The following is a 22,557-nucleotide window of genomic DNA, read 5'->3' as shown; positions in this document are numbered from 1 at the left end:
AATGCAATCAACTGTTGAAGAAAGGTTCCAGGTATCACCGTATTTAGTTTTTTTCTTAGTCCATTCTATTCAAATTGGAGTGGGGATACTTACCTTTCAATCTGAAATTGTAAGATGGGCTGGAAATGATGCCTGGATTTCTATTTTATTAACTGGAACGTTTATACACATTTTAATTTGGATGATGTTTCACGTATTAAATAAAGAGGGTACGGATGTTTTAGCCATTAATCAAAAAATTTTTGGAAAATGGATTGGTAACTTATTGAATATTGCAATACTGCTTTATTTTCTTTTAATTGCTATTGTTGTCATCAGAGTTTATTTTGAAGTGATTCAGGTTTGGATGTTTCCAAGAATTAGTCTATTTTCATTATGCTTGTTTTTTCTGCCACTACTTTACTACATAGTAGAAGGTGGTTTTAGAATTGTGACTGGTATTTGTTTTTTTGGAGTAGTATTGCCACTATACTTAGTCTTGACTTTATTGTTTCCTTTAGAATTCGCGCATGGTGAAAACTTACTTCCTATTTGGAACCATTCCATTAAGGAAATCTTATTATCATCGAAAGGGATGGTTATTAGTTATATAGGATTTTCCACCCTATTTATTTATTATCCTTTTATTAAAGAACCAAAAAAATCGCAGAAATGGGCCCATTATGGCATTGCATTTAGTACGTTTCTTTATTTATCCACTTATCTTGTAACCATCGTATTTTATAGTGAAGAGCAATTAATATCCAATCTTTGGCCAACGTTAGGTTTGTGGAAAATAATGAAAATGCCTTTCGTCGAACGCTTTGAATATATAGGAATCAGTTCATGGGCTTTAGTGATACTCCCTAACATTACCTTAGCTTTATGGTGTTTTATGAGAGGAATGAAACGGATTTTTGGCATGAAACAACGAATCATTTTGCTGATTGCATTAATGGTAATATTAAGTATTGTGCCATTAATAAAAGGGTATAACCAAATACGACAACTGAGCGAGATACTATCATATGGAGGATATATCATGATGGGAGGATACATACCATTCATTTTTATCAGTCACTTTATCTATAGCAAGGTAAAAAAACAAAATGAATAAAAATCACTTACTCATACTTAACTTAATCATTCTATTGGTAATAACAGGTTGTTCGTCAGAACAGAATATCATTGATGATATCGATCTAGTGACGGCTGTGGGCTATGACTATATTGACGAAAATCACGTAAGAGGAACCGTTTCTATCCCTATTTTTAAGCCTGATAAGTCTATTAGTAGCGGAACGTTTTCTAATATCTCAACCTTGCTACGAGAAAATCGTGCAAAACTAGATTCTGAATCAAATAAACCACTATTAAGTGGAAAACTAGAGGTTGCCTTATATAATGATGAGCTTGCTAAGCATGGAATATATGATTACCTAGATTACCTTAATAGAGACCCTAGTGTCGGTTCACATGTTTTTCTTGCAGTGGTAGAAGGAAATGCAAAAGATTATCTTAAAAAAAAATACGAAACACAGGATACAGGTTTCTATATTTCCGGTATTATAGAAAAAAATATGAAAAGAGGGACCATTCCAAAGACAAATTTACATCAAATGCTCTATACGTATTATTCAAAAGGTGCTGATTTGTTTCTACCTTTATTAGGATTAACTGATGATAAGGTTAAGATCAACGGAATGGCTTTATTTAAGGGAGATAAATACGTTGGTAAAATCTCGTTTAAAGAACTTTTTGCATTTAGGACTCTTGTTGAAGACTATAAATTTGGTATATATCCACTGCATGTTCAAAAATCTTCAGCAGACCTTGAGAATATAAAATCAAAACGACATTACAAGGTGGATAACACAGGTTCGATTCCAAAAGTAAAAATTGATATCGAAATAGATGGAGTAATTAGGGAATATAAAGGAACAAAAATGAATCACAAAGTTATACAAAGATTGGAGAATCAATTTGAGGAGCGGCTAAATAAAGATTATCAACGCATTATATCAAGGACTCAAGCATTAAAGGTTGATTCCCTTGGAATTGGAGATATCTTAAATAGTCGAATAAGAAACTTTGATTTTAAAAGATACAAGGATTACTATCCAGAAATGAGCATCCAAGCAAAGGTAAAAGTCAATATTACTGAGTATGGAGTCACCCAATGATTTTAATTTGTAATTGTTTTGAAAGTAAAATCTTGCACTTTTTGTTAAAATACTCTTATAAAGGAGGGTTTTCATGAAATATAATTTTGATGAGATCGTCAACCGCAGAGGTACCTATTCTGTTAAATGGGATGGTGGAGAGTTAATTAAAAAGATGGGACTGACGGAGAGGTATGATGAAAACACCATTCCACTATTTACAGCTGACATGGATTTACCCGTACCACAACCATTAATCGATGCTTTACATAAGACGGTAGACCATCGGATATTTGGTTATTCTATTTTTCCTAATGAGTATTTTGAAGCGATTCAACATTGGTTCAAAAAGAGGCATGATTGGGAAATTCAGAAGGAAGACATCCTCTTTAGCCCTGGTACCGTGCATGCACTTACTGTTGCTGTAAGGGCATTTACCCAGCCAGGAGATGGGATAATTATTCAACGTCCAGTTTACCCTCCATTTACATCCGCCATTGAAGCAAATGGCAGAGAACTTTTAAATAACGCTCTCATTTGTAATGAAGACGGCTATTATCAAATTGATTTTGAAGATTTTGAAGAAAAAGCAAAAGATGAAAAGACCAAGATGTTTATTTTATGTAATCCACAAAATCCTACAGGAAGAATTTTTAACAAGGATGAACTTAGAAGATTATCGGAGATTTGTGAAAAAAATAATGTGCTAATTATTGCAGATGAAATTCACGGAGATCTCACTCGACGAAATCAAACATTCATACCTATTGCAAAAGCTTCTGATCAGCAGGGGCATATTATTACTTTTACTGCCATCAACAAAACGTTTAATGTTGCTGGACTTCATTGTACGAACGTAATCATATCGAATCCAGAACATAGGAAAACATTCGGTAGCGTTATGGGCATGCATTTACCTTCCCCATTTACGGTTTCCGCACTAATAGCGGTCTACCATGAGGGGGAAGAATGGTTAGAGGAATTGAAGGTATATATTGATGGCACGATGGAGTGGGTAGTGGATTTCTTGGCCGAAAGAATGCCGAAGGTAAAAGTGAGAATTCCTGAAGGAACCTATATCATGTGGATGGATTTTAGCGGATATGGATTAACACCAGAAGAAGTTCATGATCGAATCTATAATAAAGCAAATGTCTTACTTGAAGACGGTAAAATGTTTGGGGAGGAAGGTTTACATTTCCAACGTATTTGCATCCCTTCACCTAGACCGATTATTAAAGAAGCATTTGAACGGATTGCACGAGAATTTGAAGATTTAAAGTAAGATTCTTCTGTTGTTGGCTAAAGCAAATGTATGGTATTTTTATCCCGAGGGAATAGTATTTCATGATAGCTCGAGCAACATTGATCAAAATGAAGCGTGGTGTTGGTAATGATAGAATTTCCTAAAAACCTATATTGTGAACAGTGTGGTAAAGAGACCGAGCACATCGTACGGGAAGATGCTCTAGAAATTGAATATATTTGTAGTGAATGCAAAAAAGAACAAGATATTATTAAGTCATTTTTTTAAAGTTAGGATTCAAGGTGAGTCGCTGTATAATCATCAAAGATGGTAATTCCTAATAAAAATGCCTGGCAGTATAGTCTAACTGTCAGGTGTTTCTATGTTTATTCATACCTTTAACTAATAAAATGTATAAATTTTGATTAATACTACATAATGTCATAATTAAATTGAAAAAAGGTGATTTATTCTGAAAATAATTGTGATTGGTGCTGGGATTCTCGGTACGTCCTCCGCGTATCACTTAACAAAACTTGGTGCAGATGTTACGCTGGTTGATCGCGGGGATGTAGGTCAAGCAACGGATGCAGCAGCAGGCATTGTTTGTCCATGGCTTTCACAGCGTCGAAACAAAGCTTGGTATCAGTTGGCAAAAGGTGGGGCTCGATATTATCCTGAATTAATTGCTCAGCTTGAGGCAGACGGGGAAAAAGAGACAGGATATAAACGTGTGGGAGCAATTAGTCTTCATACAGACATTAATAAGCTCGAACAAATGGCAGAGCGAGCACGAAAACGTCGAGAGGAAGCAACTGAAATTGGTGATATTACAATATTATCGCCAGCAGAAACAATACAACTTTTCCCACCTTTGTCAGAGCGATTTGGGTCTGTACATGTAAGTGGAGGGGCGCGTGTAAATGGAAGAGCATTGCGTGAATCATTAATACGATCATCAATAAAACATGGAGTAACTTTTCTAAGAGGCGATGCGTCTATTGTTAGGGATGAAACCCGAGTCATTGGTGTCAATTTGGAATCTGAAACCATTTTGGCAGACCTCGTTATAGTCACTGCAGGTGCTTGGTCTAATGAGCTGCTACGCCCTTTAGGAGTTCAGTTTTTAGTTACTCCACAAAAAGCACAAATTGTGCATCTTGAATTACCCAAATCAAACACGAGCCAATGGCCCGTCGTAATTCCCCCAAGTAACCATTACATATTAACCTTTGAAGATGGGCGTGTTGTGGTAGGTTCTACTCATGAAAATGAAGCTGGATTTGACACGCGAATTACGCCAGGCGGAATAAATGAGATTTTAAGTAAGGCTTTAGAAGTGGCTCCTGGTTTATCTGAGAGTACTTACCTAGAAACGAGAGTAGGTTTCCGACCTTTCACCCCTGGTTATTTACCTGTAGTGGGAGCATTACCTAACTTTAATGGAATATTTCTTGCTAATGGTTTAGGGGCATCCGGTTTAACAAGTGGACCGTATCTCGGGGCAGAACTGGCTAAGCTTGTCTTAGGAAAAAGAACGGAAATAGACTTGGGTAGCTATGATGTATCAGGTGCAATCTCCACTATAGAATAAGTAAAATAAAAGCACCCAAGTGGGGTGCTTAATCAATAGGATTGGACCTATTTAACGTTTCGAAATTTAGTATGGGTAAGGATATGCTGGGTAGGTAGGATATACTGGATACGCTGGATATGCCGGTATTGGGTACCCAACAGGTGTACCTGCTGCGGCACCAAGAGCTAAGCCTGTAAGAGCTCCTGTTGCAAATCCAGGATAGAATCCACCGCCACCATAGCCCCAACCACCATGTCCATACCCCCAACCACCATGACCGTGATAATGTCCATGACCGTGACCCCAACCACCATGGCCATGACCACCATGAACGGGTCTATAATCATTAATCAAATTCATATTAGAATTCATATTTACCACCTTTTCATTTTAATTTTGTTGATGGAATATCATATGGGTGAATGTATAAAAAGGTTTTATTTTTTTAAAAGGATGTATGAACATGAATGAGCAAATCAAAATGATAGTGAATAAGATTCCTAAACTTGAGGAAGGGAAGCGGTTTATTATAGGAATAGATGGACTAAGTCGCTCTGGAAAGACCACTTTAGTAAAACATCTAAGCCAATTACTAACAGAAGAGAAGCTACCTTATTATGTCTTTCATATAGATGATCACATTGTCGAAAGGAACAGGAGATACAATACAGGTCATGAAGAGTGGTTCGAATATTATCAATTACAATGGGATATTCAGGGCTTAAGGGATCAACTTTTTGAAAAAATAAAAGGTTCTCAATCATTTAATCTCTCGTTCTATCAAGATGAATTAGATACACAAATGACGAAACAGATTACTCTTCCCCAATCGTGTGTCGTCATCATTGAGGGAGTTTTTCTACAGCGGAAAGAATGGCGTAATTATTATGATTTTCTTCTCTATCTAGATTGCCCTAGGGATAAGAGATTTCTTAGGGAAAGTCAGGAGACCCAAAAGAACTTATTAAAGTTTGAAAATAGGTACTGGTTAGCTGAGAATTTTTACCTAGAAACAGAACGACCTTTAGATGGAGCTTATATGGTTCTACATGGTTAATTGATAATTGTTCCATGGATTCGAGGTTTGGAGGTTGAGAAATTCATGGCTTTTTATATCTACCATCAATGTAAGTTAGTTGACGTTAGTGGTAGATATAAATTAAACTTTAATAAAAGGAGGGATTAAATAAAAATGCCTGTTAAAAAGTCTGAAAATATAGAATATTTAATATCAGACCTTGTCGAGGAGTTTGGCATTAGTCAACGGACAATCCGATATTATGAAGAATTAGGGTTAATTCATCCAAGGAGGACTGCTGGGAATCATCGCGTCTACACGAAAAGGGATAGGGCCCGTATTAAGATGATTTTGAGGGGAAAGCATTTAGGTTTCTCCTTACAGGACGCAGCAACTCTTATTAATTTATATGACTTAGACCCTACTCAAATTAAACAGTATAGCGAAGGGATTAAGTTAGCGTATCTACATTTAAAGGAGGTTCAGGAACGAAAGAAAGAGTTGGATCTACTTGAGAAGGATTTATATGATGCCATTGCTGAAGCTGAAGGGATCTATCAATTTTTAAAACAAAAGGAGGAAAAAGATGTCTAAAAAGGTTGTAGTGGAACACCATGATGGAGTAACTGTAATAACCGTTAATCGACCAGAAAAACATAACTGTATTGATGGAGAAACAGCACAATTGCTTTTTGAAGCTTGGGTAAATTTCCGAGACGATGACAAGGCAAAGGTGGCTATCTTAACGGGCAGTGGTTCATCGTTTAGCTCAGGTGCTGATTTAAAAGCAATTGATACCTTAGGTCCCCAAAATCAATATGATGCGGATTTTGTTTATGGTGGGAAAGGGTATTTAGGTTTTACAAGAATGACAGATTTATTTAAACCAACGATTGCTGCTGTTAATGGTTACTGTTTTGCTGGGGGTTTGGAAATGGCAGCTTGGTGTGATATTCGAATTGCAGCTTCGAATGCAGAGTTTGGTTGTCTCGAGAGGCGATGGAATGTCCCGTTGGTAGATGGAGGTACACAGCGAATCCCAAGGATTGTTGGCTGGGGAAGAGGGATGGATTTAATATTAACAGGAAGAAAAATCGACGCGGTTACCGCATTGGATTGGGGATTGGTGACAGAGGTTGTGGAGCCTATTAATCTATTAAATCGTGCTTTAGAACTAGCTCATAAAATGGCCTCATATCCGCAAGGGTCACTAAGGTCAGATAAGCAAGCTGTTGTAAGAGGTTGGGGACTTCCTCTTGAAGAAGCGCTACGAATAGAATGTCAGTTAGGAATGCCACATACTAGAAGTGAGGAAACGAGGCAAGGATTAACTAATTTTATCAATCGAAAGGGGTAAAGGGATGATTGCTGCTGAGTTGATTAAAAGAGGAGCTAAGTACTATGCAAAAGAAACAGCGGTTATATACAAGGACCAGAAACTAACGTTTGATGAGGTTCATAAAAATTCAAACCGTTTGGCTAATGCTCTTTTTAAATTAGGTTTAGAAAAAGGAAATCGTATTTCATTTTTGCTGGCTAATTCTGTTCATAGTGTGGAAATTGATTTTGCCATGTTAAAGTCTGGTTTGGTACGAGTTCCACTTAATACAAGGCTTTCCGAAGAAGAACAATTTCATATGATTATGGAAACTGATTCAAGGGCAATTCTTTTTACAGAAGAATTTGCCGACCGTGTGGGGAGCTTAAGAGAAAAACTTTCAAATGTATCATTTTTTTGCCAAGTGGACGGTATCCCAAAGTATGAATGGATCATACCTATTTATTCAGTAATGAAAACGATTACAGATGAAGATCCAATTGTTCCGTTAACAGAAGAAGATTATGCAACCCTCCAATATACATCAGGTACTACCGGTAAGCTAAAGGCAGCTATTCATACACAGGGATCCTGGGCAGCAATTGCAACGAATATCCTGTCAACACTCACCATTGAAAAAGGTGACATTATGATGCATGCTGCACCACTTACACATGCGTCAGGAACGCTTGTCCTACCACATTGGATTCGAGGCGCAGCAAATGCCATTCTTCCAACTTTTCACCCCCTAGAATATCTACAAGCAGTTGAATCGATTAAACCAACAACTCTCAACTTAGTTCCAACCATGATTGTTATGCTGTTGTCACATCCGGAAGTAGAAAAATATACATTTAATTCTGTACGAAGTTTAATTTATGGTGCATCCCCAATGCCTAGGGAAGCGTTAAAAAGAGGGCTTGAATTATGGGGCCAAAAATTCATTCAATATTTCGGTCAAACGGAAGCGCCTCTCATGCTATCTATTTTACCGGTAGAGGACCATGTTTTAGCACTTGAAAATCCAAAGTATTTCGACAGGCTATTATCTTGTGGAAGACCGACAGATACAACCGAAGTGAAAATTGTCGATGAGAATGGGAAACAAGTAGCTGAAGGGGAAATCGGTGAGATTATTGTATCCTCGAGTCAAGCAATGACTGGTTATTGGAAAGAGGATCGATTGACCGCCGAAACAATAAAAGGAAAGTGGATCTATACCCGTGATATGGGCTATTTAGACAAAGAAGGCTATTTATATTTAGTAGACCGTAAGTCTGATATGATTATTAGCGGTGGATTTAACATTTATCCAAGAGAAGTGGAGGAAGTCTTATATCAACACCCAGCAGTAATGGAAGCTGCAATTGTCGGAGTGCCTGATGAAACATGGGTAGAAAGTGTAAAAGCATTCGTTGTGTTAAAAGAGGGACAACAGGTTTCAGAAAATGAGCTGATTGATTATTGCAAAGCACATCTCGCCTCTTATAAAAAACCTAAAAATATCGAGTTTATAGATAGTTTGCCTAAAAGTGCAGTAGGGAAAGTAGTTAGAAGAATGCTCAGGAAAGAAGATTTGAGGAAGTAAATGCAGCTTGCCTTAGATTCGTATAAAAAAGCAATATTCGACTGAATTGGTTATGGGTATTGCTTTTTTATACTTCATCATTAATTAAGGATTTGTTGACCAAAATCCTGCCGTCTTAAGTTTAGATTTTTATTTAGTGACCTAGAATCATAGGAAAGGGAATATCAATAATAAATGGAATATAAAATGAATGAACATCTTTAAATTAAATTTAACTTATAAAGACAATTGCACAAAAAGAAAGTGGAGGGACCTTTGATGGCTGTTATTCCTAGACCTGCATCAACTGTAGTATTAATGAAGGATTTGTCTAAGGTCTACTTGACCAAAAGACCAACAACCATGAAATTTTTTGGTGGTTATTGTGTTTTTCCTGGTGGTGCGGTAGATAAGACTGACTATGAAATCGATAATAAGTATACAAAGTATGGAAACTACGATGAGACCTTTCATCCTGCTTATTATGTAGCCGCTGCGAGAGAATTGTTTGAAGAAGTAGGGATTTTACTTGTAAATTCAGGGGATGGGGCTCCTTTTAATTTTGAAACAGATAAATTAAAGGAATACCGTCGTCTTCTACTGAATGGAGAAATGTCATTCTTAAATATGTTGGAACAGGAAGGATTTCATCTACAACTTGAAAATTTAACCTACTTTGGGCATCTCATTACACCAGATTTAATCCAATTCGATTTGATACAAGATTTTTTCTCGCTCAATTGCCAAATGGACAATTTCCCAAGCCTGAACCAAATGAGGTTGACGACGCCTTTTGGTTTTCTCCAGAGGAGGCATTAATTGCGCATCAATATGGAGAAATTTCCTTGGCGCCACCTACCATTCTAGCACTTAGAACCATTATGAACTTCCAAAAAGGCGGTCCTTTAATGATGCCAGATTTAGAAACAGCAAAAAAATGGTTTGAAAAAGGATAAAACTAGATTGAACGATTCTTATTGTTTATAAATTACTCTACCTGAAATGAGTGGTTGTTAATCATTCTTTGTGGACGAGTGGCTTTGTACCATTGGAAGCAAAGTATGATGATAAGTATAAGGTCAATAGCATCTCCCCCATAATACATAAGTATTGCACCGGATTCTGCCTGATTCACGGAAATACCTTGCGGTGGATAAGCATAAATGTACTTGGAAAGGATGTTGTGACCGGTTAAGGCCAATACCAGTACCATGGCTCGATAGACAAAGCTTGTCCGGTGTGGTGTTGGATCTATATTGATAAATGCTGATGTAAAGACAAAACCAGCGAGAAATACATGATAATGTACTACCATGTGGAGGAAAATACTCTGTTGCATGGTATTGTATAGACTGCTTGTATATAATACCCAAAGTCCTCCCACATTGAGAAAGGAGGCAACAATTGGTTTATTAATAAATCGAATCGGTTTAGTTCTTAAGATCCTTGAAAGGGTACGAGCTGTTCTTACATTTAGCATTCGGAAAATAAGTGTCAAAGGGGCTGCAAGTACCATTAGAAGTGGAGCCAGCATCCCAAGGAGGAGATGACCAATCATGTGTACCTTGAAATTTATATGACCATAAACAGCTATTGGTCCGGCAACTGCCCCCATTGCGCAGGAAACCCCGACAAACCATAAAACAACACGGTAAAATGGCCATGGCTTATGTCTATGAATAGTTATGACCACTAATACAAGATAGATAACTAATAATAGAACAAAAGGCATAGCTAATAACAATTGGAGAGTTAAATCCCCCATAAGTTCATCTTTGTGATGATTGGTATGCATATTTAACTAGCAGCCCCCATTTGTCGGATTTTTTTGGCGCTACGGATGACTAGAACGATTCCTATAATAATCATAATGATAGAAGTAATATGCCAAACCATGTCGTAGGGCAAGATTTGGACATTATAACGGATTTGATGAAGTCGCATCAGTTTATGCTGTATCGTACCATCATAAAATTGAAACCCTCCAGCACCGAGCAGTACTCCTCCGACCCACCTCATTGGTAACCATGCATTTCTTCGCCGAAAGTCCGCAACCATAAACAGCCCACCCACAGTGGCAAACCAACTAAACGCGTGGAAAAATCCATCTGAAACAAGGCCAATCGCTTTTGTTGACTTATCATAAAAATGGTGCCAATGCAGCAATTGATGGAAAACAGTTTCGTCAATAAAAGCAACTAATCCAATTCCGAATAGAATGCCGGACCATAGATTACGATTTATGTATATAGAACGGGTTGTTCCGTTTGATTGACGTTTTGGATATACATTTTCCTCCATAAGATCCTCCATTATTTACTAAATTACTATTATTTTCTCCTAAATATAATGAAGTAAACGCAACTGGGAAAATTCCAATCATAAAAAGGCCATCGTATACTAAAAATGAACCCAAGTATACGATGGCTTTTTGATATTATTATTCCTCTTTAAACGCTTCAGGATTTACCAAATTCTTAGGACGTTTTCCTGTTAGGCCAGCAAGTAAATTTTCTACAGCTAAATTAGCCATGTTTAACTCGGTTTCAAAGGTAGATGATCCGATATGCGGAGTTGTGACAACATTAGAGAATTGAAGAAGCGGATGGTCTTCGTTTATGGGTTCTATTTGGTAAACGTCCAATGCTGCACCATAAATCTCTTTTTTTCTCAGTGCCTCAATAAGAGCAGATTCATCGACTGTTTTTCCACGGGAACCATTGACAAAAACACAAGAATTCTTCATTAACTTAAATTCACGTTCACCAATTAAATTCTCTGTCTCAGGTGTAAGTGGGGTCATCAAACAAACAAAATCGGATTCCTTTAAGAGTGTATCAAGGTCACAGTATGTAGCATCATATTTTTCCTCGGCTTGAATATTACGGCTGCGATTATGATACAAAATTTTCATATCAAATCCAAAATGTCCTCGTTTAGCTATTGTTGAGCCGATTTTTCCCATTCCAATAATTCCCAATGTTTTATGGTGGACATCAATGGCATATTGATCGGTTGTTAAATGTCCTTTCCACTTTCCATTTTTCACGAAGTGGTCTAATTCAGAAATCCGTCTTGCTGCGGTAAGGAGAATCCCGAAGATTGCATCAGCCGTTGTATCTTCTAATACCCCAGGAGTATTTGTTCCCATTACGCCACGCTTTGTCATCTCATCGAGAGATAGATTATTAAAACCAGTAGAGTTATTTGAAACTATTTTTAACAGAGGGGCATGTTCTAGTAATTCCTTGTCAACAGGAAGGGCTAGACCAACAATACCTTCAGCCTGCGTAAGTGCATGTAAAAAAGCAGAGTCTGTTTTAGGGTTAATTCGGTCAAAAATTTCCACTTCGAAACGATCATCAAGTTGTTTAAGAGCTTCTGTTAATACAAAGTTATAAGCAATTATTTTTCTTTTCATTAGAAAACGAACTCCTGTTCTTATTTGTATTTTATAGTTATAACTTGACATAGAAAGTGGTAGGAGTCAACCGTTCTCGAAGAAAGTGGTAGGAATATTGTGAAAACAAGCGGTGGAATTCAATTAATAGGACTTAAGTACCAACTTTGTAATAAATGGCAAGTTTGTACCTCTTTTTTAATAAGTATGTATACGAGAAAGTAATTTAATAAAGGGGGAACTTTTAGTTGAAAAAGAAAAAGTTTATTCTTACGATGGTCTTTCTTTTAACTATGTCTATGATTCTCGCAGCTTGCGGCAGTAAGGATGAGGGGGGAGAAAAAGAGGGCACAGGGGGAAAGAAGACAGAGGAAAAGCCAAAATTTATTAGTATTCTTACAGGCGGTACAGGGGGGACCTATTATCCGCTAGGTGGATCGTTTGCAAAAATAATTAAGGATGCAACAGGAATTGAAGCAAATGCGGAAACCTCTGGAGCATCTGCAGAAAATATGACAACTCTTAAAATGGGCGATGGCGAAATTGCATTTACCCAAACAGATATTGCTTCATATGCCAGTCAAGGGCAGTTGATGTTTAAAGATAATAAGGTAGACAATGTCAAAGCAATTGCTACTCTATACCCTGAAACTATTCAACTAGTAACAACCAAAAAATCTGGGATTAAATCCGTAGAAGATTTAAAAGGTAAAAAGGTATCCATTGGTGCTCCTGGTTCTGGAACGGCTGCGAATGCTGAACAAATCCTAGAAGTGCACGGGATGAGCTTAAATGATATAAAGAAACAAGACCTATCATTTGATGAATCCACACAAGGAATTCAAGATGGAACCATTGATGCAGCATTTGTGACTGCAGGTACACCAACAGGCGCTGTCGAAGGACTTTCGGCAACTGAGGATGTAGTAATTGTCCCAATTGAACAGGACAAAATTGATGCCCTTATCAAAAAGTATCCTTATTATGTAAAGGATGAAGTGCCTGCGGGTACGTATGGCTTAAAGGATAAGGTAACCACTGTCGCTGTTCAAGCAATGTTAGTGGTAAGAAGTGATCTTTCTGAAAATGTAGTCTACGATATTACGAAGGCCATTTTCGAAAATCTAGACCAAGTAACCCATGCAAAAGGGAAATTAATAAAAGTTGAAAATGCGCTAAACGGTGTAGGGATTGATGTCCATCCGGGGGCACAAAAATATTTTGATGAAAAGGGAGTAAAGGCACCGTAAGGAATAGGGTTCATTATTGACCAGTGACCGGCAGCTAAAGCATGCCGGTCTACCTTTTCTAGTTTTCTACACTCGATAGTAAGGAGGTTATATGAAAAAAGAAAATTCGTTATTAGTTATCACTATGCTAGCGATTTGCTTTGGTTTAGCTATATTCCTATTAGTACATATTCCACTAACGCTAGCAATTGTTTTTCAACCCGTTCATTCTAATGCCAAGCTAGCATATATTCCAATAACTGACGAATCTCAGTTTAAGATTAAATACACCCATTCCATTCATTTAACAGATGTAGTCGAAAGCTACAAAATTACAACTAATCAGCAAATACAACAATATGAGTTGATGTATGAGAATTTTTCGATAGGTATGCCTTCTAATGCGGAGGAGGGTGAAACATTCGAACAAAAAAATGGAAAATACTACATTAAGAATATGGCAAGGGTCTTTCCTTATTTTTATTTACGCATAGGTCAGGTTCGGGCTAATCATCGGGTGATTTTTCATAAAAGGGAATATCCTTTATCCCGATCGATTAAACCCGGAACCTCCGTAAAAGTAGAAATACAAAAATTATCCTTTTTTCAACAGTGGAAAGGAGTGAATATCCTTGAGTCATTATGATGGAACGCTTTCTGATAAAAAACAACAAGAATTATTAGAGAAATATGACCCAGAAGCCGGAACAAGGAAATTAAAGGGTATTTTAGGATGGGTTGTATTTGCGGGATTATTAGCCTTTTCTTTGTTTCATCTATATACGGGAATCTTTGGTATGTTAACCGCACAGCTTCAACGTTCGATTCACTTAGGCTTTGCTCTTGCACTCATTTTTTTACTTTTTCCTGCACGAAAAAAAAATAGAGGGAAAGAACATAAAGTAGCCTGGTACGATATGATTCTGGCTGGTATTTCAGTTGTTGTCGGTGCCTACTGGCCATTAATGATCGACGAATTAGTACTAAGAACGGGTAACTTAACTAATCTTGATTTTTATGTTGGATTGGCAGGGATTTTATTAGTTTTAGAAGCAACTCGTCGTGCGGTAGGTCTTCCAATTACCATTATCGCTATACTCTTTATGGGTTATGCTATTTTTGGTCAGTACATGCCTGGGTTTATTGCCCATAGAGGGCTTGACTTAAGTCGTTTAGTACAAACAATGTTCTTTACAACTGAAGGTATACTAGGTACTCCACTTGGTGTGTCCTCGACTTTTATTTTCCTCTTCTTATTGTTTGGATCATTTCTTGTTAAAACAGGTGTCGGACAATACTTTAATGACCTTGCTATTGCAGTTGCTGGAAGGAGTATAGGAGGCCCTGCAAAAGTAGCCGTTTTTTCTAGTGCCCTACAAGGAACAATAAGTGGAAGTTCTGTAGCAAATGTTGTGACTTCAGGATCCTTCACCATTCCAATGATGAAAAAATTAGGTTATAAAAAGGAGTTTGCTGGTGCTGTAGAAGCTGCCGCATCAACTGGAGGTCAATTGATGCCCCCTATTATGGGAGCAGCAGCCTTCCTAATGGTTGAATTTATTGGGGGTGGCATTACTTATTGGGACATTGCTAAAGCCGCAGCTATTCCTGCTGTCCTTTATTTTAGCGGGATTTGGATCATGACCCATTTTGAAGCCAAACGAATTGGCCTACGTGGCTTAACGAAAGAAGAAATGCCAAATAGAAAAGAAGTACTTAAAAAGATTTATTTATTACTCCCAATAATAGCAATCATTTTATTGCTAATGTCAGGTATGAGTGTAATCCGGGCAGCGTTATGGGCAATCGTAATCACAGTTGTAGTAAGTGCGATAAAAAAGGATACTAGAATTGGTTTTAAAGGGTTCGTTGAAGCCCTTGTAGATGGAGCTCGCTCGGCGCTAGGAGTAGCGGCTGCTACTGCAGCAGCTGGTATCATAGTTGGTGTGGTTACCAAAACTGGTTTGGGATTGAAGCTTGCTAATGGTTTATTAGATTTAGCAGGTGGTGCATTACTACCGACCTTATTCTTAACAATGATTACCGCCATCGTGCTTGGAATGGGTTCACCGACGACTGCCAACTATGTCATAACCTCTACGATTGCAGCACCAGCAATTATTTTGTTAGGAATTCCTGATTTATCTGCCCATTTGTTTGTATTTTATTTTGGAATTATTGCAGACATTACGCCTCCTGTTGCATTAGCGGCTTTTGCAGCAAGTGCAATTTCAGGTGGGGAGCCATTTCGAACGGGTGTAAATTCTTCAAAACTAGCTATTTCTGCTTTTATTATTCCATATATGTTTGTGCTGTCACCTGAATTATTAATGATAGATACGACTTGGACTTACTTAATATGGGTAGTCTTTACAGCCTTTTGTGGGATGTTTGCTATTAGTACCGGTGTCATTGGATTCTGGGTTCGCGAAATGTTTTGGTATGAAAGGGTTGTTGCGATTGTTGCCGGTTTATGCCTAATCTATCCGGAAAATATTACCGATATCACTGGACTTGTTGCATTTGGTGTATTATTTACCTTGCAACTTATGATTAAGAGGAATCGAATGCCGCGTACTGGAATATAAACCAGCTCACTGAATAAATAATTGTTGGGTCCTCATATATGTGAGGACTTTTGTTTATTAGGACTTTCAACATAAAAATTGACTACAAGGCATTCATCAGAGCAGCACTATCACATTCCAATATGACTAATTGTGCAATTTTCGACATTTCCTGTTGGAACCTTTTCCAAAGTTTAGTAGAATAGTAGGAAAGATAAAGTGCGAAACTATTTCTGATAGGGTAACTTTCTCACTATATAAAATACCAGTATAGTTTGCTAAAATAACAATATGTAGAATTGATTTCTACAAAATACATAGTAACAAAGTCTATGATGAATTTTTTGAATAATGTGGCAACGTGGTAGCCGAGTAGGAGGAATTATTAATGTGGGATTTTAATATGGACATAGATCAGGTAGCCAGAATAAAAGTAATAGGTGTTGGCGGTGGAGGAAACAATGCCGTTAACCGAATGATTGAGGCAGGAATTCAAGGTGTGGAATTTATTGCAGTTAATACTGACGCACAAGCTCTCAATCTTTCAAAAGCAGAGATTAGGATGCAAATTGGTGCAACATTGACAAGAGGGTTAGGTGCAGGCGCAAATCCAGAAGTAGGTAGGAAAGCAGTCGAGGAAAGCAAGAGTCAACTACAAGAGGTGTTAAAGGGTGCAGATATGGTTTTCGTTACAGCCGGAATGGGCGGAGGAACCGGAACAGGTGCTGCGCCTGCGATTGCCCAAATTTCCCGTGAACTCGGGGCATTAACTATTGGAGTAGTTACACGTCCGTTTGGATTTGAAGGAAAAAAGCGTGCAACAAACGCTCAGAACGGAATCGAATTAATGAGGAAAGCGGTCGACACTCTTATAATTATTCCAAATGATCGCTTATTACAAATTGTAGATAAAAAAACACCGATGATCCAAGCCTTCCGAGAAGCAGATAATGTTCTCCGCCAAGGGGTACAAGGGATCTCGGATTTGATTGCAGTTCCGGGATTAATCAATCTTGATTTTGCTGACGTTAAAACGATCATGTCTAATCAAGGTACAGCTCTAATGGGGATTGGAGTAGCAAAAGGCGATGGACGTGCAGTGGAAGCGGCCAAAAAGGCAATTTCTAGTCCATTACTCGAGACTTCAATCAATGGTGCACAAGGGATCTTGATGAATATTACAGGAGGAACTGATTTAAGTTTATACGAGGTACAAGAAGCGGCAGACCTAGTCGCTTCTGCAGCAGACCACGAATTAAACATGATTTTTGGTTCTATAATTAATGAAAATTTTAAAAATGAAATTATGATAACTGTTATTGCAACTGGTTTCTCACATGATGAGATTGAAACCAAAAATGTTCCATCATCTCCTACAAGGGAAGGTAAGTCCAGACCACAGTTTGGCACTTTCCAAACCAAACAGGAATCAATGGTACATGAGGAATCAGTTCTTGAAAACAGTCGAAAATGGCAGGAGAAGGAAGAATTAAAATCTGATCATAGTCATCATCAAGTACAGGAGTCGGATGATTCACTTGATATTCCAACATTCTTACGAAACCGGAATAGAAGGAATAGATAGATTCCGTTTGGGTAAGTGGACTAATTGAAATAATAAAAGTGAGCTCATTTCTTTTATAGAGATGAGCTTTCCTTTTGGGATATGATAAATTAGTCATAGGTCAGGAAAATTGAACAAGAACCCAACCGATTTTTTCGACATTAAGTTGGAATATTCGCAAAATAAATTTTATTGAAAGCGTATGCTATAATGATGATATAAAAATCACTGCAAGGAGTAATCGCTATGTTGAAAGATATTTTTATGAGTTTATCTCAAAACCAATTTCTGAATAGTGCTGCCAAAAAATATGGTTTAAAAATGGGGGCACAAAGTGTCGTTGCAGGAACGAATATTGAAGAAGTTATTAAAAGTATAAAAGAGCTGAACTCACACGGAATTTCTTGTACAGTGGATAATTTAGGAGAGTTCGTTTTTAAAGAAGAAGAGGCAAATGCTGCAAAAGAACAAATCCTTAATGTAATTGAAGCTATTCATGAGTCTAAAGTGGATGCGCATATCTCATTAAAACCAACACAGATAGGCTTAGATATTGAATATACTTTTTGTTTAAATAACTTAAGAGAAATCGTAGACCTAGCTAATCGTTATGGTATTTTCGTAAATATTGATATGGAGGATTATAGCCATTTAAGTCCTACATTTGATTTACTTGACGATCTTTCTTTAGAGTACGATAACGTTGGAACAGTTATTCAGGCTTATTTCCATCAGGCACAAGAATATCTTGAAAAATATAAAAATTATCGTATTCGAATTGTAAAAGGTGCATATAAAGAATCACCAGAAATCGCTTACCAAGATAAAAATGATATTGATTCTAATTTTATTAAAATATCTGAATGGCATTTATTAAATGGTAAATTTACATCAATTGCTACACATGACCATAGAATAATAAACTACTTAAAAGATTTTATTAAAAAGAACAATATCCCAAATGATCAATACGAGTTTCAAATGTTATATGGGTTTAGAAAAGAGCTTCAATTAAAGTTGGCAAGTGAAGGGTACAATTTCTGCACATATGTTCCTTTTGGTAATGACTGGTATGGATATTTCATGAGACGTCTAGCTGAACGGCCACAAAACTTAAATCTTGTGGCTAAACAAGTGTTCAACAAAAAAACAAATACCATTATTGGTGTAGCAGCAGGTGCATTCCTATTAGGTAAAATGACCAATAAGCAAACCAAGAAAAAAAGAAAATAATACAAACAATAATCCTTTCATCAAATAGATGAGAGGATTTTTTATTACAGGTGAAAATTTGCCTCCCTTATGGATTTAAAAAAGGCACCTAGCCTTTGTGGTTATACAATCACAAAGGTTAGGCACCCGGTTTTACGGCATTATAGGAAAAATTAGTATCATCCCATTGGAATATGCCTTCTTGAAGCTTTATTCTAAAATCAAAGGGACACGTAGAAGGGTTTATGTTTGACTCTTCTTCTCCGGTTGTCATTTGCTCCAATATTAGTTGCTTGAAACGTAGCAAATCTGTTTTAGATGCAATCCGAATTATTCGATCTAAAGTAATACTTTTCTCACTGATTCCATGACAGTTACATATGCTTGTTTGAAAACCTTTATTAAACTGAATCATCATGTGTAAATCATTGATACTCGCAACCCCAAAAACCTCTTTTATTACATCCTCATAACGTAGCTGTTTCCCAGTTGCAAATTTAATCATATTCCTCTCAGGATTTTCTAAGAAATAAACGGTTTCAATCGAACCTTCCATGTATAGCACCTTTTTTCCAATTATTTTTCTATCGCAATGAATAAAGAATGGTGGTGGAATGATAAACCTTCTTCTAAAAAAACACTCATTCTAATCCCTTCTATTCATATTATACCATACTTTATATGGTTGCCGGAAAAGCAATCGTTTTGTGTCGATATAACCACAGTAATAATGACATGCAGTGGCGAATAAAATGGGTGAATGGGATTGATTCCCATAGTAATCAATAAATTGGGATTAGAACACCACTGAATATTCAATAAGAGGAGTAGTTGGGCAATGAGCAAACGAAATTGGGCTATTTCTATTTTTGTCATTAGTAGTCTAATAGGATTGACGGGGTGTACAGAGGAAACAACAAAAGAGGTGGCACGAGAGAAAAAGGTTATACAACCTCAAAAGCAGCCCGAAAAACAGCCGAAAGAAGAACCACCGAAGGTAGAGGCACCAAAGCAAATTGTTGTTAATGTCATTGACCCGAATACGAAAAAAATTATTAAGAGCTTTATACCGAAGGATTTGGGGTTTGAAAACAACAAAGAGACCTACCAAAAGGAAATTGAAAAATGGGCTAAAGATTTAGCGAGAGGAACTGAAACGTCAACGGGGTATGACCAGCGAATGGTACTCGATAAAATTGATGCAAATGGGCAAATCATTAAAGGAAAACCGAAAGTGATATTAGAGGAATCGGAATTAGTAGAAAAAGTTATGACCGCATCTCTTGTAGGTGGAGAAGTTGAACTACCCTTGTATGTTACTGAAAGTGGCTATAAGCCTGAGGATATTGCTCATTTAGGTGAAGTAGTGATAGGAAGATTTACAACAAGATTTAGTAGCGGAGTGGTGGGGCGTTCAAAGAATATCGAGTTATCAGCACAAGCTATCAACAATATCATTGTTGGATCCGAAGATATTTTTTCCTTTAATACTACAGTTGGACCTAGTGATGCTGCACACGGATATCAAAAGGCAAAAGAAATTGTAAATAAAAAGATGGTCGATGGGATTGGTGGGGGAATATGCCAGACTTCTTCCACGTTATTTAATGCGGTGGATTTATTAGCAGTTAACTATGTAGAAAAACATCACCACTCATTATCAGTTGGTTATGTTCCCCCCGGTCGTGATGCAACAGTTTCATATGGAGGCCCAGATTTTCAATTTAAGAATACAACAGGGTATCCTTTTTTAATTAAAGCAATTTATGGCAAAGGTACATTAACTGTGGAAGTAAGAACATCAGCTGCTTACCAAAACCTCATAGCAAAGAGATAAAAAAGAACACAAAAGGTGACAGGCACTGCATTTGCTTGTCACCTTTTATTATTATACAGCAAATGCATATTCCACCTTTATCAAGCAAAAAATACATTTGGTTCTTTTAGTTAAAAATAGGAGGTAATATATGAAATGGTTTTATAGGATAATTATGTATTCAGTAATACTTGTCTTATTTGGGTGGGCCGGACAGCATCAAGCTTTAGCACGGGTATTAGATGATCAGAATCATTATGGTGCAAACAAAACAAAAAAAGATGTTCTTCAAGTAGCAAGGCAATATCCTCCAGGGGATCAAGGCCTATCCGAAGAATATCATGGACATCAATCTGATCGTCCTGAAGCCAAAAATCCTAAAAAGGCTAAGCCACCTTCAGCTGACAACCGGCTTGTTCAAGTTCAACTTTTAGGTATCAATGATTTACATGGTCAGTTAAATGTTACTCGTAAAGTAAATGGTAAGCCTGCAGGGCGCATTGACTATTTAGCTACTTATCTAAAACAAAGAGAAGCGGAGAATAAAAACACGCTTCTTGTTCAGGATGGAGATATGGTTGGAGCAAGCCCACCAGTATCGGCACTTTTACAAGATGAACCAACTATTGAGCTACTTAACAAACTTGGATTCGATATTGGAACTGTTGGAAATCACGAATTTGATGAAGGTTTAAATGAACTCCTTCGTCTAATTAATGGTGGCTCCCATCCAAAAACAGGGAATTTTGCTGGTTCCACATTTCCATGGATAGTAGCAAATGTAATCAATGAAAAAACAGGAAAAACCATTTTACCTCCCTATCACGTGATAAAGGTAAATGGAATGCCAATTGGTTTCATCGGGGTGGTAACAACTGAGACACCGACTGTCGTTGTACCAAGTGGTGTAGCAGGCTTAAAATTCACCGATGAGGTAGAAGCGATTAACCGCAATGTAGCTGAATTAAAAAAACAAGGAGTAAAATCAATTGTTGTTTTGGCCCATAATCCAGGTTCATCTGGCCCAAATGGAGAAAACCCTACAGGCCAGCTTGTAGATATCGCTAATCGAGTAGACGATGAAGTAGATATTATTTTTGGCGGTCATAATCATGCCTATATGAATGCTACAATTGATAATAAATTGGTGGTTCAGTCATATTCCTATGGGACGGCTTTTTCAGACGTTGATATTGAAATTGATCCGAAAACGAAAGATATTGTTTCCAAGCGGGCAGAGATTGTGACAACTTTTCAAGAAGGAATAGAGCCAGATCCTGAGATTAAGAAAATGCTTGAAGGCTATGAAGCGAAGGTAGAACCAATTGTTAAACGTATTGTTGGATCTACAACAGATAACTTAACAGCAAAGCAAAATGAAAATGGTGAATCTGTTCTTGGGGATTTCATTGCCGATGCACAAAGAAAGGCGATGAATACAGATTTCGCCTTTATGAACCCTGGAGGTATACGAGCCGATATTGATCCAGGTGATATTACCTGGGGTGAGGTATATACGGTACAGCCTTTTAATAATGAATTGGTAAAAATGACAATGACCGGGCAGCAAATTCGTGACTTACTTAACCAGCAATGGGGTACAAGAACTGCGATCCTGCAAATTTCTGGTTTAACATATACATGGGACCCTAATAAACCTGTTGGTAACAGGGTAGTGAGTGTCAAGCTTTCGGACGGTACAGAACTTGATTCTGCTAAGTCATATACGGTAACAGCAAACATCTTCTTATCTGGTGGGGGAGATGGTTTTACGGAATTCACTAAAGCCCAAAATAAAGAAGTTGGTCCAGTTGATTTAGAAGCAGTTGTAAATTACATTGGGGAACAACCAAAACCGTTCTCCTATCTTATTCAAAATAGGATTCAGAGAGTTCAATAAAAC

At 37.3% G+C, this 22,557-nt stretch carries 21 protein-coding genes; 16 read left to right on the top strand and 5 right to left on the bottom strand.

The window, feature by feature from the left end; translation table 11 throughout:
• Nucleotide 1 precedes the first annotated feature (1 nt).
• The 4 genes from ABES03_RS04665 (at nt 2) to ABES03_RS04650 (ending at nt 4,981) form a co-directional block, all read left to right on the top strand.
• A complete protein-coding gene (locus ABES03_RS04665; RefSeq protein ID WP_430115586.1) occupies nt 2-1,096 on the top strand; it encodes a GerAB/ArcD/ProY family transporter in 1,095 nt (364 codons plus the stop codon).
• Nucleotides 1,089-2,162, top strand: a complete 1,074-nt coding sequence (locus ABES03_RS04660; protein ID WP_430115585.1) for a Ger(x)C family spore germination protein — start codon at nt 1,089-1,091, stop codon at nt 2,160-2,162. The genes ABES03_RS04665 and ABES03_RS04660 overlap by 8 nt, the downstream gene beginning before the upstream one ends.
• A gap of 73 nt (nt 2,163-2,235) precedes the next feature.
• Complete coding sequence (locus ABES03_RS04655; RefSeq protein WP_430115584.1) at nt 2,236-3,426, top strand: MalY/PatB family protein; 1,191 nt, start codon at nt 2,236-2,238, stop codon at nt 3,424-3,426.
• Nucleotides 3,427-3,856: 430 nt separating this feature from the next.
• A complete protein-coding gene (locus ABES03_RS04650; RefSeq protein WP_430115606.1) occupies nt 3,857-4,981 on the top strand; it encodes an NAD(P)/FAD-dependent oxidoreductase in 1,125 nt (374 codons plus the stop codon).
• A 66-nt stretch (nt 4,982-5,047) separates the two neighbouring features.
• Here ABES03_RS04650 and ABES03_RS04645 read toward each other — a convergent pair whose 3' ends face one another.
• A complete protein-coding gene (locus ABES03_RS04645; RefSeq protein WP_430115581.1) occupies nt 5,048-5,335 on the bottom strand; it encodes a hypothetical protein in 288 nt (95 codons plus the stop codon).
• Between the two features lie 85 nt (nt 5,336-5,420).
• Between ABES03_RS04645 and ABES03_RS04640 the strand changes: the two genes are divergently transcribed.
• From ABES03_RS04640 to ABES03_RS04620, 5 genes are all read left to right on the top strand, one after another.
• The gene (locus tag ABES03_RS04640) at nt 5,421-6,020 is read left to right on the top strand and encodes a kinase (protein ID WP_430115580.1); all 600 of its coding nucleotides are present in this window, start codon (nt 5,421-5,423) and stop codon (nt 6,018-6,020) included.
• Nucleotides 6,021-6,155: 135 nt separating this feature from the next.
• Nucleotides 6,156-6,575, top strand: a complete 420-nt coding sequence (locus tag ABES03_RS04635) for a MerR family transcriptional regulator (protein ID WP_430115579.1) — start codon at nt 6,156-6,158, stop codon at nt 6,573-6,575.
• Nucleotides 6,568-7,338, top strand: coding sequence for an enoyl-CoA hydratase-related protein (locus tag ABES03_RS04630; RefSeq protein WP_430115577.1), 771 nt, complete (start codon nt 6,568-6,570; stop codon nt 7,336-7,338). The genes ABES03_RS04635 and ABES03_RS04630 overlap by 8 nt, the downstream gene beginning before the upstream one ends.
• A 4-nt stretch (nt 7,339-7,342) precedes the next feature.
• Nucleotides 7,343-8,887: a class I adenylate-forming enzyme family protein gene (locus ABES03_RS04625; RefSeq protein ID WP_430115575.1), complete on the top strand. Its 1,545-nt coding sequence runs from the start codon at nt 7,343-7,345 to the stop codon at nt 8,885-8,887.
• 258 nt (nt 8,888-9,145) lie between these two features.
• Nucleotides 9,146-9,685 carry an NUDIX domain-containing protein gene (locus ABES03_RS04620; protein ID WP_430115572.1) on the top strand — a complete coding sequence of 180 codons (540 nt, stop codon included), beginning with the start codon at nt 9,146-9,148 and terminating at the stop codon, nt 9,683-9,685.
• 169 nt (nt 9,686-9,854) lie between these two features.
• On the opposite strand, the gene ABES03_RS04615 is transcribed toward ABES03_RS04620, so the two are convergent.
• The 3 genes from ABES03_RS04615 to ABES03_RS04605 all read right to left on the bottom strand — a co-directional run bounded on the left by ABES03_RS04615 (nt 9,855) and on the right by ABES03_RS04605 (nt 12,287).
• A complete protein-coding gene (locus ABES03_RS04615) occupies nt 9,855-10,661 on the bottom strand; it encodes a cytochrome c oxidase assembly protein (RefSeq protein WP_430115570.1) in 807 nt (268 codons plus the stop codon).
• Nucleotides 10,662-10,663: 2 nt separating this feature from the next.
• A complete protein-coding gene (locus tag ABES03_RS04610; protein ID WP_430115568.1) occupies nt 10,664-11,167 on the bottom strand; it encodes a DUF2243 domain-containing protein in 504 nt (167 codons plus the stop codon).
• A 139-nt stretch (nt 11,168-11,306) separates the two neighbouring features.
• On the bottom strand, nt 11,307-12,287 hold the full coding sequence (locus ABES03_RS04605) for a 2-hydroxyacid dehydrogenase (protein WP_430115566.1): 981 nt from the start codon (nt 12,285-12,287) through the stop codon (nt 11,307-11,309).
• Between the two features lie 227 nt (nt 12,288-12,514).
• Here ABES03_RS04605 and ABES03_RS04600 point away from each other — a divergent pair, with 227 nt between their 5' ends.
• From ABES03_RS04600 to ABES03_RS04580, 5 genes are all read left to right on the top strand, one after another.
• Nucleotides 12,515-13,516, top strand: a complete 1,002-nt coding sequence (locus ABES03_RS04600) for a TAXI family TRAP transporter solute-binding subunit (RefSeq protein WP_430115564.1) — start codon at nt 12,515-12,517, stop codon at nt 13,514-13,516.
• A gap of 91 nt (nt 13,517-13,607) precedes the next feature.
• Nucleotides 13,608-14,141 (top strand): DUF1850 domain-containing protein, encoded by a 534-nt coding sequence (locus ABES03_RS04595; RefSeq protein WP_430115563.1) that lies wholly within the window; start codon nt 13,608-13,610, stop codon nt 14,139-14,141.
• A complete protein-coding gene (locus ABES03_RS04590; RefSeq protein WP_430115562.1) occupies nt 14,128-16,083 on the top strand; it encodes a TRAP transporter permease in 1,956 nt (651 codons plus the stop codon). The genes ABES03_RS04595 and ABES03_RS04590 overlap by 14 nt, the downstream gene beginning before the upstream one ends.
• A gap of 367 nt (nt 16,084-16,450) precedes the next feature.
• Nucleotides 16,451-17,647, top strand: a complete 1,197-nt coding sequence (gene ftsZ, locus ABES03_RS04585; protein WP_430115561.1) for a cell division protein FtsZ — start codon at nt 16,451-16,453, stop codon at nt 17,645-17,647.
• A gap of 225 nt (nt 17,648-17,872) precedes the next feature.
• Nucleotides 17,873-18,859, top strand: a complete 987-nt coding sequence (locus ABES03_RS04580; RefSeq protein WP_430115560.1) for a proline dehydrogenase family protein — start codon at nt 17,873-17,875, stop codon at nt 18,857-18,859.
• 118 nt (nt 18,860-18,977) lie between these two features.
• Here the strand turns inward: ABES03_RS04580 and ABES03_RS04575 are convergent, their stop codons facing one another.
• Complete coding sequence (locus ABES03_RS04575; protein ID WP_430115558.1) at nt 18,978-19,394, bottom strand: hypothetical protein; 417 nt, start codon at nt 19,392-19,394, stop codon at nt 18,978-18,980.
• 282 nt (nt 19,395-19,676) lie between these two features.
• Here ABES03_RS04575 and ABES03_RS04570 point away from each other — a divergent pair, with 282 nt between their 5' ends.
• Together ABES03_RS04570 and ABES03_RS04565 are read left to right on the top strand one after the other, a co-directional pair.
• Nucleotides 19,677-20,675: a VanW family protein gene (locus tag ABES03_RS04570; RefSeq protein WP_430115556.1), complete on the top strand. Its 999-nt coding sequence runs from the start codon at nt 19,677-19,679 to the stop codon at nt 20,673-20,675.
• A 130-nt stretch (nt 20,676-20,805) separates the two neighbouring features.
• Complete coding sequence (locus ABES03_RS04565) at nt 20,806-22,554, top strand: bifunctional metallophosphatase/5'-nucleotidase (RefSeq protein ID WP_430115554.1); 1,749 nt, start codon at nt 20,806-20,808, stop codon at nt 22,552-22,554.
• Nucleotides 22,555-22,557: the final 3 nt, after the last annotated feature.

It is taken from the genome of Neobacillus rhizosphaerae (assembly GCF_050477885.1).
In the GTDB taxonomy this organism is placed as follows: Bacteria; Bacillota; Bacilli; order Bacillales; family Cytobacillaceae; genus Neobacillus; species Neobacillus rhizosphaerae_A.
Note: the sequence above shows the minus strand (reverse complement) of the source record. Positions and strands in the feature narration are given on the sequence as shown.

Bases quoted from the DNA above. Each gene is read 5' to 3' on its own strand.
- ABES03_RS04575 (WP_430115558.1), bottom strand. From the start codon at position 19,394: ATGGAAGGTTCGATTGAAACCGTTTATTTCTTAGAAAATCCTGAGAGG.
- ABES03_RS04635 (WP_430115579.1), top strand. From the start codon at position 6,156: ATGCCTGTTAAAAAGTCTGAAAATATAGAATATTTAATATCAGACCTT.
- ABES03_RS04640 (WP_430115580.1), top strand. From the start codon at position 5,421: ATGAACATGAATGAGCAAATCAAAATGATAGTGAATAAGATTCCTAAA.
- ABES03_RS04655 (WP_430115584.1), top strand. From the start codon at position 2,236: ATGAAATATAATTTTGATGAGATCGTCAACCGCAGAGGTACCTATTCT.
- ABES03_RS04665 (WP_430115586.1), top strand. From the start codon at position 2: ATGCAATCAACTGTTGAAGAAAGGTTCCAGGTATCACCGTATTTAGTT.
- ABES03_RS04645 (WP_430115581.1), bottom strand. From the start codon at position 5,335: ATGAATTCTAATATGAATTTGATTAATGATTATAGACCCGTTCATGGT.
- ABES03_RS04580 (WP_430115560.1), top strand. From the start codon at position 17,873: ATGTTGAAAGATATTTTTATGAGTTTATCTCAAAACCAATTTCTGAAT.
- ABES03_RS04630 (WP_430115577.1), top strand. From the start codon at position 6,568: ATGTCTAAAAAGGTTGTAGTGGAACACCATGATGGAGTAACTGTAATA.
- ABES03_RS04565 (WP_430115554.1), top strand. From the start codon at position 20,806: ATGAAATGGTTTTATAGGATAATTATGTATTCAGTAATACTTGTCTTA.
- ABES03_RS04570 (WP_430115556.1), top strand. From the start codon at position 19,677: ATGAGCAAACGAAATTGGGCTATTTCTATTTTTGTCATTAGTAGTCTA.
- ABES03_RS04595 (WP_430115563.1), top strand. From the start codon at position 13,608: ATGAAAAAAGAAAATTCGTTATTAGTTATCACTATGCTAGCGATTTGC.
- ABES03_RS04615 (WP_430115570.1), bottom strand. From the start codon at position 10,661: ATGCATACCAATCATCACAAAGATGAACTTATGGGGGATTTAACTCTC.
- ABES03_RS04625 (WP_430115575.1), top strand. From the start codon at position 7,343: ATGATTGCTGCTGAGTTGATTAAAAGAGGAGCTAAGTACTATGCAAAA.
- ftsZ (WP_430115561.1), top strand. From the start codon at position 16,451: ATGTGGGATTTTAATATGGACATAGATCAGGTAGCCAGAATAAAAGTA.
- ABES03_RS04605 (WP_430115566.1), bottom strand. From the start codon at position 12,287: ATGAAAAGAAAAATAATTGCTTATAACTTTGTATTAACAGAAGCTCTT.
- ABES03_RS04660 (WP_430115585.1), top strand. From the start codon at position 1,089: ATGAATAAAAATCACTTACTCATACTTAACTTAATCATTCTATTGGTA.
- ABES03_RS04620 (WP_430115572.1), top strand. From the start codon at position 9,146: ATGGCTGTTATTCCTAGACCTGCATCAACTGTAGTATTAATGAAGGAT.
- ABES03_RS04610 (WP_430115568.1), bottom strand. From the start codon at position 11,167: ATGGAGGAAAATGTATATCCAAAACGTCAATCAAACGGAACAACCCGT.